Raw genomic sequence first — 20,678 nt, 5'->3', positions numbered from 1 at the left:
ACCGATCAGTACTTCATCGTGCCGCGGTCGACGGCGATCTGCGATCCGGAGATGGTGGCCGAGCCGTCGGCGGCGAGCCACGCGACGACGTCCGAGACCTCCTCGGGCGTCATGAATTCCTGCAGTCCGGGCTTGCCGTCGTGGTCGCGCGGCTTGAGCGGCATCGGCGAGAAGCTGTGCAGGAACGTCGGGTACTTCTTGAAGACCTCCATCATGGCCTCGGGTTCGACCATGGGCGTGTTGATGGAGTACGGGTGGATCGAGTTGACGCGGATGCCGTACTCGCCGACTTCGAGCGCCAGCGCGTTCGTGATGGCGGTGAGCCCAAACTTCGACGCCGAATAGTGGCCGTTGCCGGGCGTCGCCTTCAGCCCGGCCGACGAGCTGACGATGATGATGGACCCACCGTTGTCGGCCTCGATCATCGCGGGCACGACGGCGCGCACGGTGCGCCAGGTGCCGTTGAGGTTGACGTCGATGACGGTGTCCCACTGCTCGGGCGACATCTCGAACATGCGTCCCCAGCTGAGCACGCCGGCGTTGGCCACCAGCACGTCGAGCCGGCCGAACTGCTCGACACCGTCGGCGACCACCTGCTGCAGCGCGGGCAGGTCGCGGATGTCGACCTCGCGGGCGAGCGCCTTGCGCCCGGTCGCCTCGACGGCCGCCACCGTCTCGGCCAGTTCCTCCGGCGTCGCCGACGGGTAGGTGATGGTGTCGGAGACGGGCCCGCAGATGTCGATCGCGATGACGTCGGCGCCCTCCTGAGCGAGCCGGATCGCATGGGCCCGCCCCTGGCCACGTGCCGCACCGGTGACGAATGCCACCCGTCCCTCGAGGGTTCCGTTGCCTGCCGCCATCGCCGGTCCTTTCGTCATGCCCGGCCACAGGCTAGCAGTCGAATTGGAACGTGTTCTAGTACTGTCCGCTCAGAGGTCGGCGATGATCTGCTGCCGTTTGGCGGCGTACTCGGATTCCGAGATCGCGCCGGTCGCGCGCAGCGTCTCCAGTTCCTGCAGTCGCTGCGACGTCGACACCGACGGGGTGGTCACCGGCGGCGCGGCCGGCGGCGCGGTTGCCGCCCCGGCGGGAGCACCGGCCGGCGCCGGGGCCGGCGCCTGTTGCGTGGCGGCATGGCGGACGACCGCCATCACCTGCTGGCGCACGGCTGGATTCGAGCGGATGTCGATCGAACCGTCCATCGGGATGCCGTGCGCCTTGAGGATCCGCATGATCTCCAGCAGCGGCGCAGCCTGGCCGGTGAGGTCGTAGGTGCGGTTGTCGTCGGACAGCGTGAACTGCGCCGGCATCAGCCCGCTCACCAGAGCGCTTCTGTTCCAGTCGATCTGGTAGTCCTGGGTGGCCGGGTTCACCAGGGCCACCAGCCTGCGGGACGTGATCATCGGCAGCCGGCTCACGGAAGCCACCACGGAGTCCTGCGTCTCGAACGGCGCGAGCCCCGGTCCCTCGATGCGCAGCGTCAGACGCACCAGCGGTTGATCGTTGATCCGGGTGTGGGTCTCGGCGATGCCGGTGACCTGCGCCAGCGCGATGACGCCGTCGGTCTCCAGCATCGTGGTCTTCGCGTCGGCCCGCGCGCCGTAGCCGGCCAGCGCCAGCGCGACGAGGACGTCGATGGCGGTGACGAGCAGACCGACCCAGAACATCCATTTCAGCAGGTCGTCCTGACCGAGTGCGAAGAACACCGCCAGGAAGATCGGGCCCACCAGGCCACCGCACAGCAGCACCATCAGCTGCGCCTTCACGTACCGCCACACCATCGCCCCACGCTCCGTTCGTCCGACCCGCCGACTTGACGAGGTCAGAGTAGAACCGGACGGCGCCTACCGATCCCAACTCTGCGGGAATCGGTGGGGCGGTATACGACAGGGGCGGGGATCAGTGCGCGGCGACGTCCACGATCAGGAAGGTGAAGTTGTCGTCGGCGCCGTTGGCGCGCACGGTGTCGACGATGCGCCGGCCCCACTCGGCACGGTCCGCCGAGGCGACCGTCGCGCGCAGTTCCTCGTCGGACATCAGGCCGCTGACGCCGTCGGAGCACAGCAGGTAGGTGCCCTCGCGCAACGGCAGTTCCAGCACGTGCGGACGGATCGGCGCGGGCTGTCCCAACGACTGGGTGATCACGTTGGTCGGCCTGCCATTGGTGTCGAACACCGAGTCGTCGACCGAGAGCTGCGTCGGTACGCCGTCGGCGATGCCGTAGATCCGGCTGTCGCCGACGTTGAAGGCCAGCAGGCCGTCACCGAGGAAGCACAACCCGGCGACCGTGGTGCCCAGTCCCCGCAGGTCCGCCTCCTCACCGACGGCGCGTACCTGCTCGTTGACCTCGCCCAGCGCGCGGGACACGTCGGCTTCGCTGCGCCACTGCCGGTAGTCGACGCTGATGGCGCTCAACGCGACCCGGCTGGCGATGTCACCGCCGGCGTGCCCGCCCATCCCGTCGGCCACGGCGCACACGAATGGTGGCGACGGCGTGAAGTCCATGGTGACGAGCGAGCCCTCCTGCGCCTGGCAGAGCCAGCCGCCCACCAGCGCGGCGTCCTCGTTGCGGCGCCGGCGCAGGCCCACGTCGGTGAAGGCGCGGACGGTGAACCGCGCGCCCGACGGACCCAGCGCCCCGGGTGCGCCGTCGTCGGCCGACGTGGCCGGTTCGCCCATGCGGGTCCTCCCGTTGCGGTGGTCTGCGCAGCGTAGCGGCTCCGCGTCACGCGGGACGGGCGAACCACCCGTGGCACGCGAAAGCGGCGCCCACCCGGAGGTGGACGCCGCTTCGTGCAGCCGAACTTACTTGTTGATCTTCGTCACGCGGCCGGCGCCGACGGTACGACCACCCTCGCGGATGGCGAACCGCAGGCCCTCGTCCATGGCGACGGGCTGGATCAGCTTGACGGAGATGTCGGTGTTGTCACCGGGCATGACCATCTCGGTGCCCTCGGGCAGCGTCACGACGCCGGTCACGTCCGTGGTGCGGAAGTAGAACTGCGGACGGTAGTTGTTGAAGAACGGCGTGTGGCGACCGCCCTCGTCCTTGGACAGGATGTAGACGCTGCCCTCGAACTCGGTGTGCGGCGTGGTGGTGCCGGGCTTCACGACGACCTGGCCGCGCTCGACGTCCTCGCGCTTGATGCCGCGGACCAGCAGACCGACGTTGTCGCCGGCCTGACCCTGGTCGAGCAGCTTGCGGAACATCTCGACACCGGTGACCGTGGTCTTGGTGGTGGTCGGGCGGATGCCGACGATCTCGACTTCCTCGTTCACGTTGATCACGCCGCGCTCGACACGACCGGTGACCACGGTGCCGCGGCCGGTGATCGTGAAGACGTCCTCGACGGGCATCAGGAACGGCTTGTCGGTCTCGCGGACCGGGTCCGGGATGGACTCGTCCACGGCCTCCATGAGGTCCTCGACGGACTTGACCCACTGCGGGTCGCCCTCGAGGGCCTTGAGCGCCGACACCTTGACGACCGGGGCGTCCTCGTCGAAGTCCTGGGCGGCCAGCAGTTCGCGGACCTCCATCTCGACGAGCTCGAGCAGCTCCTCGTCGTCCACCATGTCGGACTTGTTCAGCGCGACCAGGATGTAGGGCACGCCGACCTGGCGAGCCAGCAGCACGTGCTCGCGCGTCTGGGGCATCGGGCCGTCGGTGGCGGCGACCACCAGGATCGCGCCGTCCATCTGGGCGGCACCGGTGATCATGTTCTTGATGTAGTCAGCGTGACCGGGGGCGTCGACGTGGGCGTAGTGACGCTTGTCGGTCTGGTACTCCACGTGGGAGATGTTGATCGTGATACCGCGCTGACGCTCCTCGGGCGCATTGTCGATCTGGTCGAATGCGCGCGACTCGTTCAGGTCGGGGTACTTGTCGTGCAGAACCTTGGTGATTGCTGCCGTCAGCGTGGTCTTGCCGTGGTCAACGTGACCGATGGTCCCGATGTTGACGTGCGGCTTCGTCCGCTCGAACTTCGCCTTCGCCACTGTGGTGTCCTCCTGGACTGTGTTGGTGCTCTTACTTAAGCAGGGTTGATCGCTGTTGCTGTTGAGATTTTTGCAGTTGTGGTTCGCCGCGAGGCAACCGGGCTACTGCCCGGTGGCCTTCGCGATGATCTCCTTCGACACGTTCGCCGGAACCTCGGCGTACGAGTCGAACACCATGGAGTAGTTGGCCCGGCCCTGGGTCTTCGACCGGAGGTCGCCGACGTAGCCGAACATCTCCGACAGCGGCACCTGCGCCTTGACGACGCGCGCACCGCTGCGCTCCTCCATGGCCTGGATCTGGCCACGGCGGGAGTTCAGGTCGCCGATCACGTCGCCCATGTAGTCCTCGGGCGTGGTGACCTCGACGGCCATGATGGGCTCCAGGATGACCGGCTGCGCAGCCTGCGCGGCCTTCTTCAACACCTGCGAACCTGCGACCTTGAAGGCCATTTCCGACGAGTCGACGTCGTGGTAGGCGCCGTCGAGCAGCGTCACCTTGACGTTGACCAGCGGGTAGCCGGCCAGCACGCCGTACTGCATGGCGTCCTGCGCGCCCGCATCCACCGAGGGGATGTACTCGCGCGGGATGCGGCCACCGGTGACCTTGTTCTCGAACTCGTAGGTGGCACCGTCCTCGCCGACGAACGGCTCGAGGTTGATGATGACCTTCGCGAACTGGCCCGAGCCACCCGTCTGCTTCTTGTGGGTGAACTCGACGTTCTGCGCGGGACGACGGATCGTCTCGCGGTACGCCACCTGCGGCTTGCCGACGTTGGCCTCGACCTTGAACTCGCGCCGCATGCGGTCGACGAGGATGTCGAGGTGCAGCTCGCCCATGCCGCCGATGACGGTCTGGCCGGTGTCCTGGTCCAGGTGCACCTTGAAGGTCGGGTCCTCTTCGGCCAGCTTCTGGATGGCCGTGCCCAGCTTCTCCTGGTCGCTCTTGGTCTTCGGCTCGATGGCCACCTCGATGACCGGATCCGGGAACGTCATCGACTCGAGGACGATCTGGTGGTTCGGATCGCTCAGGGTGTCACCGGTGGTGGTGTCCTTCAGACCGATCACGGCATAGATGTGGCCCGCCGACGCGGTCTCGACCGGGTTCTCCTTATTGGAGTGCATCTGGAACAGCTTGCCCAGCCGCTCCTTCTTGCCCTTGGTCGAGTTGATGACCTGCGAGCCGGAGTCGACCCGGCCGGAGTACACCCGGACGTAGGTCAGCTTGCCGAAGAACGGGTGCGTCGCGACCTTGAACGCGAGCGCCGAGAACGGCTCCTCGGTGGACGGCTTGCGCGTGATCAGCTCGTCCTCCTTGCCGGGGACGTGGCCCTCGGCCGGCGGGACGTCGAGCGGCGACGGCAGGTAGTCGATGACGGCGTCGAGCATGGGCTGCACGCCCTTGTTCTTGAACGCCGATCCGCAGAGCACCAGGTACGCCTCGGAGCTGATCGTCAGCTTGCGCAGCGCGGCCTTGATCTCCTCGACTGTCAGCTCTTCGCCGCCGAAGTACTTCTCCATCAGCGCGTCGTCGGTCTCGGCGACGGCCTCGAGCAGCTTCGTGCGGTACTCGTCGGCCTTCTCGGCCAGGTCGGCCGGGATGTCGACGGTGTCGTACTTCTCGCCGAGCTTGGCCTCGGCGCTCCAGACCTTGGCCTTCATCTCGACCAGGTCGACGACGCCCGCGAAGTCCCCTTCGGAGCCGATCGGGATCTGGATCGGGATCACGTTGGCGCCGAGGCGCTCCTCCATGGTCCGCACCGAGAAGTAGAAATCGGCGCCGATCTTGTCCATCTTGTTGACGAAGCAGATGCGCGGCACGTCGTACTTGTCGGCCTGGCGCCACACCTGCTCGGACTGGGGCTCGACGCCCTCCTTGCCGTCGAAGACGGCGACGGCACCGTCGAGCACGCGTAGCGAGCGCTCCACCTCGACGGTGAAGTCGACGTGACCCGGGGTGTCGATGATGTTGATCTGGTTGTCGTTCCAGAAGCACGTCGTGGCTGCGGAGGTGATGGTGATCCCCCGCTCCTGCTCCTGCTCCATCCAGTCCATCGTCGCGGCGCCGTCGTGCACCTCGCCGATCTTGTAGCTGATACCGGTGTAGTAGAGGATGCGCTCGGTCGTCGTCGTCTTGCCGGCGTCGATGTGCGCCATGATGCCGATGTTGCGGACCTTGGTCAGGTCGGTCAGCACGTCCTTCTGTGCCACAGAAGTCATCTCTTTCGCTTGGTAGTTGCTGTTCTCGTGTACGCCCCGGCGGCTCTGCCGAAGGTCGCCGCTCCGCGGCTCCGCGCGCGGGGCGACGCGGTCACCAGCGGTAGTGCGCGAAGGCCCGGTTCGCCTCGGCCATCTTGTGGGTGTCCTCGCGTCGCTTGACGGCGGCACCCAGGCCGTTGCTGGCGTCGAGGATCTCGTTCGCCAGGCGCTCGATCATCGTCTTCTCGCGACGCTGCTTGGAGAAGCTCACCAGCCAGCGCAGCGCGAGGGTCACCGAGCGGTCCGGACGGACCTCGACCGGGACCTGGTAGGTGGCGCCACCGACGCGGCGGCTGCGGACCTCGAGAGCGGGCTTGACGTTGTCCATCGCACGCTTGAGGGTGACGACCGGATCGGTGCCGGTCTTGTCGCGGGCCTGTTCGAGCGCACCATAGACAATGCGCTCGGCCAGCGATTTCTTCCCATCCAGCAGCACCTTGTTGACCAGCTGGGTGACCAGCTGCGACCCGTAGACGGGGTCGTTGACCAACGGGCGCTTGGGCGCGGGTCCCTTGCGAGGCATCAGCTCTTCTCCTTCTTCGCGCCGTAGCGGCTGCGGGCCTGCTTGCGGTTCTTCACACCCTGGGTGTCGAGCGAGCCGCGGATGATCTTGTAGCGCACACCCGGCAGGTCCTTCACACGGCCGCCGCGCACCAGCACCATCGAGTGCTCCTGCAGGTTGTGGCCCTCGCCGGGGATGTAGGCGGTGACCTCGACCGCGCTGGTCAGCCTCACGCGCGCCACCTTGCGAAGCGCCGAGTTCGGCTTCTTCGGGGTGGTGGTGTACACGCGGGTGCACACGCCACGGCGCTGCGGGCTGCCCTTCAGCGCCGCGGTCTTGACCTTGGCTACCTTGTCGCGGCGGCCCTTGCGGACCAGCTGGTTGATGGTTGGCATGTACCGGCTTTCTGTGTTGCTTCGTTACTGCTCGATCTTCGGTGTGTTCAAGTCTCTGTACTGCGGTTTCCGCCCCGACGCTTACCCCGCGACCGGGCGTGTCGCACGCGCTCGCCCATCGATTCGTCGATGCGCGGTGGACATGCGAATGGGCCCGGCGGTCAGGTGTGCCTGCGGCTGGTGGTGCGACCGCCTGCGCCTTGGCCAGGCACGAGCGACCACGATACCCGTCTGCCATGGCGCAGGTCAAAGCGCGACAGCGGTACCCGCAAGCGAGTCTAGCCGGTGCCGTCGGTGCAGGTCACCGGGTAGAGCAGGACCGCTGCTCAGCGGGACAGCTCTTCGCTTCGCGCAAGCACTCAGCGGAGAAGTCTGCGCTTCGCGCAAGCGCTCAGCGGAGAAGTCTGCGCTTCGCGCAAGCGCTCAGCGGCGTTCCATGCCCGAGGCCAGCCGCAGCACCATGTCGGTGAAGACGGCATCGGTGTCGATGTCGTCCATGACGCCCGTCATCTCCAGCAACACGAAGCCGTGCAGGGCCGACCAGAACTCCAGCGCCGAGTAGAACGCGTTCTCGCCGTCGAGCCCGTAGGAGACGAGCACCGCGATGACCGGTCCGGCCGCGGCGCGGGTGGCAGCGGTGTACTCGGGATCGTCGCCGCCCAGCGGCATGCGGGTGAAGGCGGAGTAGCGGCCGGGATGGTGGTGGGCGTAGCTGCGGTAGGCGCTCGCCATGGTGACGACGGCGTCGTCGCGGGTACGCCCCTGCCCCACGGTGTTGAGCATGCCGATGATGTCGTCGATGACCCGCATCCGCACGGTTCTGCGCAGGTCGTCGAGGCTGTGCACGTGGTTGTACAGCGACGGCCCCTTGGTGCCGAGCTGCGTGGCGAGCGCGTTGATGGTCAGCGCATCCCAGCCCTCGCGGTCCAGGAACGACAGCGCGGCGTTGACGATCGCGTCGCGGCTGAGCTTGGTGGTGCGCACCGCACCCTTTTGCCGACCGCCCGCGGCGACCGACTCCGGTCGAGCTGCCATCGCGGTCGCGTCCTTCGGTCGGGGGACGTGTGTGGCGGACTGCTGCCCACTCGTCTGACGAATGACTCTAACGCCGCGCCGGTCAGTTCATCCGGTCCTGGCTCAGTTGGGCGAGTTGGGTCGCCACCGTACACAGGTCGGGCAGCATCGCCGGGTTCATCGTCTGGATCGACCAGGTGACCACGTCGGCGCCCTTGGCGACGTAGACGCTGCAGGCGTTGTCGTCGGCGGCGGAGAAGCCGGCGTTGCCCGCCATGGTCAACTCGGTGAGTTGCCGGCCGACGTCGCGCTCGAGGCGGCGCTCGGTGTCCAGGTCGCTGCCGCGGTACCACCACGTCGAGATGCCCATGCCGACGCCGAACGACCCAATGGCGGTGTTTTCCTGCCAGAAGCAGCCGGCCTCGCCGTCGACGACGCGGGTGAACAGCGTCGTGCCGACGACGCGGGTCACGTCGGCGTCGGTCACGCCGTTGCACTCCGCCGCACGGTAGCCGGGGCCCGACGCCGATGCCGCCTCGTCGTCGGCGTGGGGTCCGCAGCCGGCGAGGAGAGCGGCGGCCGCGAGCACGCCCACCACGGTCCGCGGCGGCATCACATGTCCGACGACAGCGTGGCCGCCAACAACTTCTCGGCGGCCGCGCAGGCGTCGGAGCCACCCACCGGCCGGTACTGCACCCACCAGCTGACGACACCGGTCCCGGCCGCCGCGGTGGCCGAGCACGCGCCCGCGCCGCCGGAGGCCGCCGCGGTGAACGCCGAGTGCCGTTCGACGTCGGTATCGGTGACGCGGGCACCGCGCTCGCTGGCCAGCGCGCGTTCCCGGTCCAGCGTCCCGGATTCGAACCAGCTGAACACGACGTCGACGAGGCCGTCACCGCGCGTCAACACGTACTGGCACACCGCGCCGCTGTACGGCCGGACCACGTCGTCGGCCGCCAGCAACTCCGCGACGGTGTCGTCCTGCAGCAACCCGCACCGGTCGTCGACGTAGCCGTAGCTGCGGTCGGGGTCGGGCGCGCCGGGCCGGGCGCGCTGCGCCTCGCCGCCGACGGTCTGCGCGCACGCCGCGGCGACCAGCGGCAGGCACACCGCCACGGCCGTGGTCACCCGTGGTCGCCGCCGTCGCATCGTGCACACGCTACCCAGCACGGCGGGTGCGGGCGACGGATCCGAAGCGGGTGTCCGGCGAACCCCGACGCAGCACTGCACGGGCGACGTAGGCTGCGGGAATTGCCCGTCCGATCCGGCCGGGCACGCGACGGGCAGGGGTGCACGATGGGCGACGCGCGAGGACGGCGACGGACGACGGCCGCGGTGATCTCGGCGGCTGCGCTGGCCGCGGCGGCCGCAGGCGCACCGGTCGCCCAGGCGAAGAACGGCGACACCCACGTCACCGGCCAAGGCATCAACCAGACGCTCGACTGCAACGATTCGACGCTGTTCGTCACCGGCACCGGCAACTACGTCACCGCCAAGGGATCCTGCTGGGCGGTGGCCGTGCAGGGCTCCGCGAACGTGATCATCGTAGACAACGTGGTGCACGACATCGTCGTGTACGGCACCGACCAGACCGTCTACTACCACTCCGGCGAGCCGTCGGTATGGGACCGCGGACGCGAGCTCGGCATGGTGAACCGCATCGACCGCGTTCCCGCGTAGTCTGTCGGCGGCGTCGAATTGACGCCACCGACGACCACTCGAGGGGGCACGCATGCGCGCCGAGACCCGGATGCTGCTCGCCGCGACGGGAATCACCGCCGCGGCCTTGGGGCTCGTCGGATGCGGTGCCAAGAGTTCGGACACGACGACGCCGTCGGCGACCGCCGGATCGTCGGGCGCCCAGGTCGAGATCGGCAACACGATCAACTACGGGTCGTTCGGCACCACGGCCGACATCGACTGCGCGGACGGCAAGTCGCTCAACGTCGGCGGCTCGAACAACACGCTGACCATCAAGGGCTCGTGCGCCAGCGTCAACATCGGCGGCGCCGACAACAAGATCACCCTGGACCGGGTCGAGGACAGCCTCAGCGTGGTGGGCCTGAACAACACCGTGACCTACCGCGACGGCGACCCCAAGGTCGAGGACCGTGGCTCGGGGAACACGGTCACGAAGGGCTGATCACGCCTTGGCGCCGTGCCGCCCGGCGCCGTCGGCGAAACGCCGTGCCCCCGAGAGTGATTCGGCCGAGACGCGGTGCAGGCTGGCGAACTCGGCGTCGATCGCCTCGGCCTCGGAGAGCCCCCACTGCCCCAGCGCCGACATCCGGTCGTTGCGCAGGCACAGCTGCGGCAGCGCCGCGAGTTCGGCGGCGAGCGCCTCGGCGGCCGCACGCGCCTGCCCGGGTGCCACGACGCGGCTGGCCAGCCCGATGTCGAGTGCCTCCTTCGCGTCGACCGGGCGGCCGGTGAGGATGAGGTCCATGGCACGGCCGTGCCCGATCAGGCGCGGCAGCCGAACCGTGCCGCCGTCGATGAGCGGCACGCCCCATCGGCGGCAGAACACGCCGAAGACGGCGTCGGACTCCACCACCCGGAGGTCGCACCACAGCGCCAGTTCCAGACCGCCCGCGACGGCGTAGCCGCTCACCGCCGCGATCACCGGCTTGGACAGCACCATCCGGGTGGGCCCCATCGGCCCCGGCCCGGTGCGGTGCGCGGGGTTCATGTCCGGGGTGCCGAAGGCCTTGAGATCGGCACCGGCGCAGAAGGTTCCGTTGTCGCCCCACAGCACGGCCACCGACGCGGAGTCGTCGGCGTCGAAGGCCTCGAACGCCGCGTGCAGTTCGGCGGCGGCCGGGCCGTTGACCGCGTTGCGCGCCTCGGGGCGGTTCATGATGACGGTCATCACCGCGCCGGAGCGTTCGACGCGCACACCGCCGCGGGAGCCCTGGGGTTCGGTCACGTCGTCTCCATCTGTCGTGTCTCGTCGCGCCGCGCGACCAGTTCGGCGGCGAAGTCGTGGTAGGCCGCCCGCAGGGCGGCGCCCGGCCAGTCCGGCGGCAGCAGCTCGCCGGGCAGCACCGGATCGGTGAGCAGATGCCGCACGATGCCGGCTGCGGTGACGAAGCGGTCGGGAACCGCCGTCGCACCGGACATCTCGGCGAGCAGGCGTCGCCCGGTGCCGGCCCAGCCGGCGAGATCCCAGAGCCGCACGGCGAGGTCGCCGGGGTCCTCGTCGCGGCAATCGAGTACCCGCACCCGGCCGGCCAGCGGGCCGGTGAGGTTCACGTCGAGGTTCGCCGGCCGCAACCAGACGCCCTCCCGCAGCTCACCGAACCGCTTCGCCGACAACGCCGTTCGCGTGTCGGCGCGGGTGCGGGCACCGTCGCCGACGCTGGTCACGACCACCATGGTCCACCTGCCGTCCCACGGCCGCAGCTGCGGGTCGAGCGCGTCGTCCTGCCGGCGCTGCCGGGCCAGCAGGCGGTCGGAGAGCCGATACCCGTCGGCCGAGCGCACCAGGTCACCGGCGCTGACCATCCGGGTCAGCGCCACCCGCAGCGTCGGTTCGCGGATGTCGAAGTCGGCGGTGAGACGGACCAGGTCGCTCGCCGACGCCCACGCGGGATGCGCGCCCAGCAGGACGCTCAGGACCACCGACCGGGCGGTCATGCGCGTCAGCGAGCGGGCCACGCTCACACCCCGGACGTGCGGCGCCCCGCGTCGCCGTAGGGCTCGTCGCGGCTGCGGACGGCTTCCCGGAAGCCGTGCTCGCGCGCCTCGGCGACGAAGGCGTGCCCCTCGGGCGTGTGCCGCGCGACGCCGTCGAACACCGTGCTGACCATCCGGCTGGTCGCCACGCCCTGCTGCAGCAGCGCGGTGTTCAGCGCGAGCTTGGCCATGATGAGCTGGTTGACCGGCATCGCGGCGATGCGGGCGACGAGGCGTTCGGTGCGCTCGTCGAGGTCCGTCGGCTCCGGGGCCTCGACGGCCAGGCCCCACTCGGCGGCCTGGGCACCGGAGATGCAGTCGCCGGTGAACAGCAGCCGCTTGGCGCGCTGGTCGCCGAGCCGGTGCGCCCACAACCCCGCGGCCGGCACACCCCAGACCCGCATCGGCGGATAGCCGATCTTGGCGTCGGCGGCCGCGATCACCTGGTCGGCGTGCAGCGCGATGTCGGTCCCGCCGGCCACGCAGTAGCCGTGGATCTTGACCACCGTCGGCTTGTCGCAGTGCATGAGGCTCGAGAAGCCCCGCACGAAGCGGCTCATCATCTGGTAGTCGATCATCGGGTCCCACGGCCGGTCGGGCAGGTGGTTGGTGCCCTGCACCCGGCCCGAGAGCACGGTGTCCCGGTAGGGATTGCCGCCGCCCGCCGACGACGACCCCTCGGCGTAGGCCGACAGGTCGAAGCCCGCGCAGAACCCCTCGCCGCGCCCCGACACCAGGATCACGTGCACGTTCGGGTCGAGGTCGGCACGTTCGACGAGCGCCGACAGTTCGAGCGGCGTGTCCGCGACGATCGCGTTGCCCTTCTCCGGGCGGTTGAAGGTGATGCGGGCGACCCGGTCGGTCACCTCATAGGTCATGGTCTTCAGGTCGTCGAAGTCGACCGGCCGGATCGCGTGCGTCATCCCTTCACCAGCGCGCGCTCGATGATCGGCGCCAGGTCGAGGCCCACGGGCAGCGTGCCGAATGCACCGCCCCACTGGCCACCGAGCCGGCTCGCGAGGAACGCCTCGGCCACCGCCGGATGACCGTGGCGCACCAGCAGCGCACCCTGCAGCGCCAGCGAGATGTCCTCGGCGGTCTGGCGGGCGCGGTACTGCACGGCCGCCGGGTCGGCCATGTCACCGAGTGACTGCCGCAGCCCGCTCACGTGGGCGTCGAGGCGGGCGTCCTGGCCTGCCGTGGCCGACAGCTCGTCGAACAGCACGTCGATGCACTCGGGCCGAGTAACCATGGCGCGCAACGTATCCAGTGCGCTGACGTTGCCCGAGCCCTCCCAGATGCCCATCAGCGGCGCCTCGCGGTACAGCCGGGGCATGCCGGAGTCCTCGACGTAGCCGTTGCCGCCGAGACATTCCATGGCCTCCGCCGCGTGCGGGGTCGCGCGCTTGCAGACCCAGTACTTGGCGGCGGCCAGCCCGATGCGGCGCAGCAGCGTCTCGCGCTGGTCGCCGCGGACCGCGGCGTCGGTGGCACCGGCCATGCGCATCGCGAGCATCGTCGCGGCCTCGGCCTCCACCGCGAGGTCGGCGAGCACGTTGCGCATCAGCGGCTGGTCGATCAGGTATGCGCCGAACGCCTTGCGGTGCTGGGCGTGATGGGTGGCGCGGGCCAGCCCGGTGCGCATGCTTGTGGCGCTGCCCAACGTGCAGTCCAGGCGGGTGAGGTTGACCATCTCGATGATCGTCGGAACGCCGCGGCCCTCCTCCCCCACCAGCCACGCGGTCGCGCCGTCGTACTCCACCTCGCTGGAGGCGTTGGCGTGGTTGCCGAGCTTGTCCTTGAGGCGCTGCAGGAACATCCGGTTGCGGGTTCCGTCGGGCAGCACCCGCGGCAGGAAGAAGCAGCTCAGCCCGCCCGGGGCCTGGGCCAGCACCAGGAACACGTCCGACATCGGTGCCGAGGTGAACCACTTGTGTCCGCGCAGCGTGTAGGTCCCGTCGCCGTTGTCGATCGCCTCGGTGGTCCCGGCGCGGACGTCGGAGCCGCCCTGCTTCTCCGTCATCGACATGCCCGCGGTGATGCCGGCCTTCGACGTGGGCACCTTCAGCTCGGGGTCGTAGGTACGGCTGGTGAGCAGCGGCTCGTAGGTCTCGGCCAGCGCGGCGTTGGCCCGCAGGGCCGGCACCACGGCGTAGGTCATCGAGATCGGGCAGACGTGCCCCGGTTCGGGCGTCCACACCGAGGTCTTCGCGGCGCGGACGACGTGCGCGCCGGGGCGGTCGTCGGCCCACGGCGCGGCGTGCAGGCCGTGGCCGACGGCGACGGTCATCAGTTCGTGGTAGGCCGGGTCGTAGTCGATCTCGTCGACGCGATGGCCGTAGCGGTCGTGGGTGTGCAGCACCGGCCGGTTGCGGTCGGCGAGTTCACCCCAGCGCTGCGCGCGACGCGACCCCGACAGCGCGCCCAGCTCGGTCACCTCGTCGAGGCCCCACTCGCCGCCCTCGCGGATGAGCGCCTCGGTGAGGACGGCGGACGTCGCGGGGTTGTAGTCCTCCAGCGGCGGAACCTGATTGGTGACGACGTGCGTATCGGCCATGCCTCACTGTTACATTTCTTCGACAATCGCACAAGATGCGTAACACGGCCATACTGTGCCGGTGCAGCCGAACTCCGCCGTCCACGCCGCCGACCTCCCGCTCACCCACGAGGCGGTGCCGGCCGAGCAGTCGATCGCCGGTGCACCGCACACCGCGGTGCGGTCCCTGGCGCAGTGGCATGGCCTCGACGTCGGCATCTGGGAGATGACGCCCGGCACGATGAGCGACGTGGAGGCCGACGAGGTGTTCGTCGTGCTGTCCGGGTCAGCGACCATCGAGTTCGCCGACGGCGACCCGACGCTGCGGATCGGGCCCGGCGACGTCGTCCGATTGGCGGCCGGCGCCCGCACCGTCTGGACCGTTGCCGAGACGCTGCGCAAGGTCTACCTGACCTGACCGGCGACGCCGCCACACCGTCCAACGCTGGAGCGCGACGACGGCCACCGCCGCGAACGCCCAGCCGAGCAGGATGTCGACGACGTAGTGCTCGGCGGTGTAGACGAGCGTGAACGCCATCATCGCGACGTAGGCCACCAGCAGGGGACGCCACCGCGCACGCACCCGGTGCCAGAGGAACGCCGCGATGGCCGCGGTCATCCCGGCGTGCATGGACGGGATGGCCGCCACCAGGTTGACGCTCGCCTGCCCCTGGTCGATCAGCGCCCCGGCCGAGTGCAGATTCAGGTTGCCCCAGCCGCGGGTGACGATGCGCTCGACCCACGCATTCGCCCCGTCCTGGCTGGACTGCATCGCGCCGAGGATGCCGCCGTCGGGCACCCCGCGCGCCGAACGGAACATGCACCCGGGCCCCGAGGGGCCGCCGTCGACGTCGCCCGCGGTGCAGCGCGCCGCCGCCCAGGGCGGCGCGGCGGGAACGATCGCGTAGACGACGAGCGCGGCGAAGTTGAGTCCCACGAACAGTGTGACGAACGCCTTCCACTCGTCGCGGTTGCGCAGCCACAGCACCGCGGCGATGACGTAGGGCGCGATGAAGAACGACATGTAGACCGTGCTGATCACCACTTCCCACCACGGTGGCTGCGGCAGCTTGAGGCGTTCCTGCAGCCACACCGTCGGCATCGTTCCGCCGAACAGCCACCGGTCGAGATCGGCCTGCCAGTGCCACAGCGTCGGGCGGCCGACGATGTTGGCGGCACCGCGGCTGAGGTCGTAGGCCACCAGCACCAGCGCGAACGGCAGCCAGTCCCGGACGACGTACAGCATGCGCCGGCCCTGACCGATGCTCGCCGCCAACAGTCCGGAGGCGATGTAGACCAGCAGCAGCTCCCGGTTGAAGGCGAAGCCGTCGGTGGCGGTGCGGTAGCCGACCACGGCCACCCAGACGACGATCGCGACCCAGCGCACGACGCGCAGCCGGCGCGCCCGCGCCTCGCCGTGGGATTCGGCGTCATCCCGAGCGGGCAGCAGGACGATCGACGTCGGGTCGTCGATCGTGGACACGCGAGCCTCTCGGACGGGGAGCGCCGCAGCGGCGCCGTGTGCCGCACATTCCCCGGCCGAGCGTAGTCAACCCTCCGTTAAGGCTTTGGTTGGACGGTGTTCACGTCACCGAATCGTGCCCTGCCGCCGTGTCCCCTCCGCCGAACTGGAGCGTCACGTCGTGCGCGGCGGCCGCCAGCAACGTGACGCTCTGGTTCGGCGCGTCGGGAGGGGCACTGACGGCAGGTCGAGAGGCGCGTCGTGGAGGGCAAACAAGATCAGGCATGCGCCGCTATTGATCGATGATTCTCTGAGCAGCCACTTAATCCATGAAGTGCGGCTTCAGCAAAGTGACGAAAGACCCCTGTAGCAACCATCACAACGCGATAAACTGACGAAGACGTCAACGCTTTCCCGCACATCACACCGCACGCCATCGCCTTCGTGACCGCGTGTGGTCCCTTACTGAGCACATGGGGGTCGTAGACGATGCAATACAAGGATTTCGTGGGCCGCGTGGGCGCACTGGCCGTCGCACTGGGCGTAGGAACGGCGATCGCCACCCCGGCCGGAGTGGCCTGGGCCAGCCCCGAGACCGGCGGCACGACGAGTTCGACGCAGAGCGGCGACGCCGGCGCCAACGACACGGACACCACCGGAAACACGGGCAGCGGGCCGGCCACCGGACAGCCGACCGGCACGGCGGACGCGACCGGGACTGCGACCGGCTCCGGTGCGTCGGGCTCCAGTTCGTCGCGTGAGACCACCGCCGACGGAACCATGCCCGCCGGAACCACGGCCGCGGGCTCCGCATCGTCGGAACACGTCGCCCCGGGGGTGACGGTGTCGCACTCCGGTGGCGCGCAGACCTCTACCCACGGCACCGCCGACACCACGACTGCCAACACCAAGTCCAACCACACCACGGCGACGTCGAACGACTCGAGCGTCACGGCACGTTCCACGGCACCGTCCACGGCGCAGAACCCCTCGGCGCCGTCCTCCTCAGCACTGTCGTCCCCAGCGCCGTCCCCGCGTCCCACGGCCACCGCCGGCACGACGACCGCCGCCCCGCAGACCCGCACGGCCGCGGCGAACCCGGCCGCCACCGCGCCGGTCACGCTCGCCGTGGCACCCGCCCCCACTCCCGCTCCCGTCGTGGCCGCTGCCCCCGTGCGCGAGGTCTCCGTGATCGAGGCCGTCGTCGCGCCTGCCCTGTCGTCGTGGCTCTCGGCGCTGCAACGCGGCTGGACCGAATCGCCCCTCGCATGGCTGTTCCTGGCCGCCGCCCGCCGCGAGGTCGGCACGGACGCCACCGCGACCGTGGCGCCCACCGCGCGGGTGGCCGCCACGCAGGTCGTCGCCGCGGCCGTCGTCAACCAGGCGCCGACGGCCGTCGGGACCTTCGGCACCGTGAACCCGCAGACCGGCGCCATCACCGGCAAGGTCGTGGCCACCGATCCCGAGGGCGTCAAGCCGACGGTTGCACTGACCACCCGGCCGACGGCCGGCACGCTGACCTTCGACGCCACCACGGCGACCTTCACCTACACACCCACCGCGGCGCAGCGCATCCTCGCGGGTGCCACGCCCGACGCCGACACCATCGCCATGACGGTCACCGTCTCCGACGGCGTCAACAAGGTGCCGGTTCGCATCGACATCCCGGTCGGCGAGGTGCCGTTGGCGGTGCGCACCGACGTCCGCGGCGTCCCCGCAGGCGCCGTCGCCGCCACCAGCACCCGTGCGTTCGTGACCAACCGGGACGCGGGCACCGTCACCGTCATCGACACCGTCACCTCGACGGTGCTCGGCACCTACGCCGCCGGCGCCGCGCCCGACGGCGTGGTGGTCAAGCAGGACGGCACCCGGCTCTACGTGTCGAGTTCGACGAAGAACACCGTCACGGTGCTCGACGCGGCGACGGGCGCGGTGAAGGCCACCCTCGCCGTGGCGAAGCCCACCGCGATGACGCTGAGCCGCACCGGCGCTTCGCTGTACGTCGCCAGCTACGACGGCGCCCGGGTGCTCCGCGTCAACACCGCCACCAACACCGTCGCCACCACGACGACGCTGCCCACCGGCTACCGCCCGACCGGCATCGCCGCGAGCCCCGACGACACCCGCGTGTACGTCACCACCGACACGCCCACCGGCGGCACCGCGATCCTGACCTTCGCTCCCACCGCCACGACGACCAGCACCGTGACGCGGCTGGCGGGCAGGGCCGCCTCGCTCACCGTCAGCCCCGACAACGCACGCCTCTACGTCGGCGGCGAAGACGGCACGGTCTCGGTCGTCGACACCAGGACCCGCGCCACCGTCGGCGTCATGCCGGTCGGCGGGCTCGCCGCCGTCGGTCTCGCCGTCAGCAGCGACGGAACCACACTGTTCGTCACCGACTCCGCCGGCCGCGTCGGCGCATTCGCCACGGCCACCGGAGGCATCCTCAACGCCGTCGCGACCAGCTCGACGATCGACCTCGGTGCTCGCCCCGGCAGCGCCGTCAGCGCCGACGGCACCGAGATGTACGTGACCGACCGCGCCGCCGGCGTCCTGCGCGTCGTCTCGCTGACCGCCCGCAACACCGCGCCGGTGGCCGGCACCGCGACGATCGGCGCCCCCAATCCGACCACCGGTGCGGTCACCGGCAGCCTCGGCGTCACCGACCCCAACGGCGACCCGCTCTCCTACGCGCTCACCGGCAAGCCCGTCCGCGGCACCGTGACCCTCACGGCTGCCGGCGGATTCACCTACACCCCGACCGCCGCCGCCCGGCACGACGCGGCCACGGTCGGTGCGCCGGCGTCGCTGACCACCGACGCGTTCACCGTCACCGTGAACGACGGCCGTCGCGGCGTCGTCACGACCACCGTCACCGTCGGCATCAGCCCGACCAACCGCGTGCCCACCGTCACCACCACCGTGAGCGCCCCCAACACCACCACCGGCGTCGTCACCGGCACGGTGACGGGCACCGACCTCGACAACGACGCCCTCACCTACACCCAGTCCGTCGCACCCACCAAGGGCACGGTGAGCCTCACGGCCACCGGGGCGTTCACCTACACGCCGACCGCCGCGGCCCGGCACGCCGCGCAGAAGCTCGGCGCCACCGCCGCCGACAAGCAGGACACCTTCACCGTCACGGTCGCCGACGGGCACGGCGGAACCCTCGCCACCCGCCTGACGGTCGCCATCAGCCCCACCAACGCCGCACCCACCGGCGGCGCAGCCACCGTGACCCAGGTGAACACCTCGACCGGGACGGTGACGGGCACCCTCACCGCGGTGGACCGCGACGGCGACCCGTTGACGTTCACCGCGGCCACCGCCACCAAGGGCACGCTGTCGATCAACGGCTCCACCTTCAGCTACACGCCGACGCCCGCGGCGCGCGATGCCGCGTCGGCGCCGAACGCCACGGCGGCGAGCAAGGCGGAGGCCATCACCGTCACCGTGACCGACGGCTACGGCGGCTCGGCGACCTTCACGCTGACCGCTCCGATCACGCCGAACCCCGTCGGCAACCGGCCGCCGGTCACCGGCGTTGCGGCCGTGGGTAGTTCGTCGTCGGCCATCGGTACCGTCACCGGCACAGTCACCGCTACCGACCCCGACGGCGATGCGCTCACCTACACCGTGACGAGCGGTCCCAGCAAGGGCGTCGTCAAGGTCGACGCGGCGACGGGCGCGTTCACCTACACCCCGACCGTCGACGCCCGGTACACCGCGCTGGTCACCCCCGGCGTCGACACCGACGCCTTCACCGTGGCGGTCAAGGACGAGCTCGGGGCGTCGACGACGACCACGGTGTCGGTCACCATCGTGCCGCCGGCCGCCAACGCGGTCGACCAGCGCGCCACCAGCGTCGCGATCCACGTGCCCGATCTGCTGTTCTACGACCAGGCGCAGATCGACACGGCGCTCGACGCCCTGCAGTCGTTGGGCATCACCGATCTGCGGGTGCTGGTGCCGTGGGCCGCGGTGCAACCGCTGCAGGGCTGGAACGACTGGAGCGCCGTCGACCGCGTCATCACCAGCGCCGCGGCACGCAACATCAAGGTGCTCGGCGTGCTGAACTCGACGCCGACGTGGGCTGCCGTCGACAACACCTGGCCGCTGGCCGGAATGCCGAAGGACAACGCTCAGTTCGCCGCATTCGCCGGCGCTGCGGCCGCCCGCTACAAGGGCAAGGTGACGGCCTGGGAGGTGTGGAACGAGCCCAACGGGTTCAACTTCTGGCAGCCCGGGCCCAACGCCGCGCAGTACACCGAACTGCTGAAGGCCGCCTACCCGGCGATCAAGGCCGCCGACCCGGACGCGGTCGTCGTCGCGGCGTCCGTCGGCTCGGTGATCGACTGGGGCAACCTGCTGGTGAACCCGGTGCGCTTCGTCTCGGAGATGTACGCCGCGGGCGCGGCCGGGTACTTCGACGCGCTGTCGTTCCACCCGTACCAGTACACGACGCCGTTCACCCAGGGCGGCTACCTCTACGAGTCACCGCTCAACCAGGTGAACCGCATCTACGCGCTGATGGTGGCCAACGGCGACGGTCACAAGAAGATCTGGGCGACCGAGTACGGGCAGCCGTCCTCGCAAGCCTCGGACGAGAACCAGGCGGCCTATCTCGGCGACTTCCTGCGCGGCTGGCGGACGCTGAGCTTCGCCGGCCCGGCGTTCATCCACACGCTCGTCGACCGGGCCGACGGCGATCCGGTCGAGGGATCGTTCGGCCTCTTCCACCCGGATTGGACGCCCAAGCCGTCGGCGTCGACGGTCGTCACCGTCATCGCCGAGAACGACGCCATCGAAGCGGCCCGCAACCAGAGCGTGCTGTAG

At 70.0% G+C, this 20,678-nt stretch carries 18 protein-coding genes and 1 pseudogene; 4 read left to right on the top strand and 15 right to left on the bottom strand.

The features are described from left to right. Positions 1 to 5: 5 nt before the first annotated feature. The 10 genes from FZ046_RS11300 to FZ046_RS11255 form a co-directional block, all read right to left on the bottom strand. Positions 6 to 860, bottom strand: a complete 855-nt coding sequence (locus FZ046_RS11300) for a mycofactocin-coupled SDR family oxidoreductase (protein ID WP_070352553.1) — start codon at positions 858 to 860, stop codon at positions 6 to 8. A gap of 69 nt (positions 861 to 929) precedes the next feature. Further along, positions 930 to 1,781, bottom strand: coding sequence for an SHOCT domain-containing protein (locus FZ046_RS11295; protein ID WP_070352554.1), 852 nt, complete (start codon positions 1,779 to 1,781; stop codon positions 930 to 932). A gap of 118 nt (positions 1,782 to 1,899) precedes the next feature. Beyond that, entirely contained in the window at positions 1,900 to 2,679 is a 780-nt protein-coding gene (locus FZ046_RS11290; protein WP_083298138.1) for a PP2C family protein-serine/threonine phosphatase, read from the bottom strand. A gap of 126 nt (positions 2,680 to 2,805) precedes the next feature. Beyond that, positions 2,806 to 3,996: an elongation factor Tu gene (gene tuf / locus FZ046_RS11285; protein ID WP_070352555.1), complete on the bottom strand. Its 1,191-nt coding sequence runs from the start codon at positions 3,994 to 3,996 to the stop codon at positions 2,806 to 2,808. A gap of 102 nt (positions 3,997 to 4,098) precedes the next feature. Beyond that, positions 4,099 to 6,204, bottom strand: coding sequence for an elongation factor G (gene fusA, locus FZ046_RS11280; RefSeq protein ID WP_099045870.1), 2,106 nt, complete (start codon positions 6,202 to 6,204; stop codon positions 4,099 to 4,101). A gap of 100 nt (positions 6,205 to 6,304) precedes the next feature. Next, complete coding sequence (rpsG, locus tag FZ046_RS11275; RefSeq protein ID WP_059101330.1) at positions 6,305 to 6,775, bottom strand: 30S ribosomal protein S7; 471 nt, start codon at positions 6,773 to 6,775, stop codon at positions 6,305 to 6,307. Next, positions 6,775 to 7,149: a 30S ribosomal protein S12 gene (gene rpsL / locus FZ046_RS11270; RefSeq protein ID WP_019514018.1), complete on the bottom strand. Its 375-nt coding sequence runs from the start codon at positions 7,147 to 7,149 to the stop codon at positions 6,775 to 6,777. Before rpsL ends, rpsG begins: the two co-directional genes overlap by 1 nt. A gap of 423 nt (positions 7,150 to 7,572) precedes the next feature. Continuing rightward, the gene (locus FZ046_RS11265; RefSeq protein ID WP_070352557.1) at positions 7,573 to 8,184 is read right to left on the bottom strand and encodes a TetR/AcrR family transcriptional regulator; all 612 of its coding nucleotides are present in this window, start codon (positions 8,182 to 8,184) and stop codon (positions 7,573 to 7,575) included. A gap of 82 nt (positions 8,185 to 8,266) precedes the next feature. Continuing rightward, a complete protein-coding gene (locus FZ046_RS11260; RefSeq protein ID WP_070352576.1) occupies positions 8,267 to 8,776 on the bottom strand; it encodes a DUF3558 domain-containing protein in 510 nt (169 codons plus the stop codon). Continuing rightward, positions 8,776 to 9,312, bottom strand: coding sequence for a DUF3558 domain-containing protein (locus tag FZ046_RS11255; RefSeq protein WP_176749526.1), 537 nt, complete (start codon positions 9,310 to 9,312; stop codon positions 8,776 to 8,778). Before FZ046_RS11255 ends, FZ046_RS11260 begins: the two co-directional genes overlap by 1 nt. 147 nt (positions 9,313 to 9,459) lie before the next feature. Between FZ046_RS11255 and FZ046_RS11250 the strand changes: the two genes are divergently transcribed. Together FZ046_RS11250 and FZ046_RS11245 are read left to right on the top strand one after the other, a co-directional pair. Further along, positions 9,460 to 9,843: a DUF3060 domain-containing protein gene (locus tag FZ046_RS11250; RefSeq protein ID WP_070352558.1), complete on the top strand. Its 384-nt coding sequence runs from the start codon at positions 9,460 to 9,462 to the stop codon at positions 9,841 to 9,843. A 52-nt stretch (positions 9,844 to 9,895) separates the two neighbouring features. Beyond that, a complete protein-coding gene (locus FZ046_RS11245) occupies positions 9,896 to 10,306 on the top strand; it encodes a DUF3060 domain-containing protein (RefSeq protein WP_070352559.1) in 411 nt (136 codons plus the stop codon). Here the strand turns inward: FZ046_RS11245 and FZ046_RS11240 are convergent, their stop codons facing one another. The 4 genes from FZ046_RS11240 to FZ046_RS11225 are packed head-to-tail and all read right to left on the bottom strand — an operon-like array spanning position 10,307 to position 14,395. Continuing rightward, complete coding sequence (locus FZ046_RS11240; protein ID WP_246183029.1) at positions 10,307 to 11,032, bottom strand: crotonase/enoyl-CoA hydratase family protein; 726 nt, start codon at positions 11,030 to 11,032, stop codon at positions 10,307 to 10,309. It lies immediately after the preceding gene. 53 nt (positions 11,033 to 11,085) lie between these two features. After that, positions 11,086 to 11,799, bottom strand: a complete 714-nt coding sequence (locus FZ046_RS11235; RefSeq protein ID WP_070352578.1) for a PaaX family transcriptional regulator C-terminal domain-containing protein — start codon at positions 11,797 to 11,799, stop codon at positions 11,086 to 11,088. Between the two features lie 23 nt (positions 11,800 to 11,822). Beyond that, positions 11,823 to 12,761 carry a crotonase/enoyl-CoA hydratase family protein gene (locus FZ046_RS11230; protein WP_070352560.1) on the bottom strand — a complete coding sequence of 313 codons (939 nt, stop codon included), beginning with the start codon at positions 12,759 to 12,761 and terminating at the stop codon, positions 11,823 to 11,825. After that, entirely contained in the window at positions 12,758 to 14,395 is a 1,638-nt protein-coding gene (locus FZ046_RS11225) for an acyl-CoA dehydrogenase family protein (RefSeq protein ID WP_070352561.1), read from the bottom strand. Before FZ046_RS11225 ends, FZ046_RS11230 begins: the two co-directional genes overlap by 4 nt. Positions 14,396 to 14,456: 61 nt before the next feature. Here FZ046_RS11225 and FZ046_RS27855 point away from each other — a divergent pair, with 61 nt between their 5' ends. Then, positions 14,457 to 14,792, top strand: a complete 336-nt coding sequence (locus FZ046_RS27855; RefSeq protein WP_125939694.1) for a cupin domain-containing protein — start codon at positions 14,457 to 14,459, stop codon at positions 14,790 to 14,792. On the opposite strand, the pseudogene FZ046_RS11215 reads toward FZ046_RS27855, so the two are convergent. Next, positions 14,793 to 15,830, bottom strand: a pseudogene (locus FZ046_RS11215) (phosphatase PAP2 family protein); the annotation flags it as partial. A gap of 522 nt (positions 15,831 to 16,352) precedes the next feature. On the opposite strand from FZ046_RS11215, the gene FZ046_RS11210 reads away from it, so the two are divergent. Next, positions 16,353 to 20,678 carry a cadherin-like domain-containing protein gene (locus tag FZ046_RS11210; protein ID WP_125939695.1) on the top strand — a complete coding sequence of 1,442 codons (4,326 nt, stop codon included), beginning with the start codon at positions 16,353 to 16,355 and terminating at the stop codon, positions 20,676 to 20,678.

Source organism: Mycolicibacterium grossiae (genome assembly GCF_008329645.1).
Classification (GTDB): Bacteria; Actinomycetota; Actinomycetes; order Mycobacteriales; family Mycobacteriaceae; genus Mycobacterium; species Mycobacterium grossiae.
Note: the sequence above shows the minus strand (reverse complement) of the source record. Positions and strands in the feature narration are given on the sequence as shown.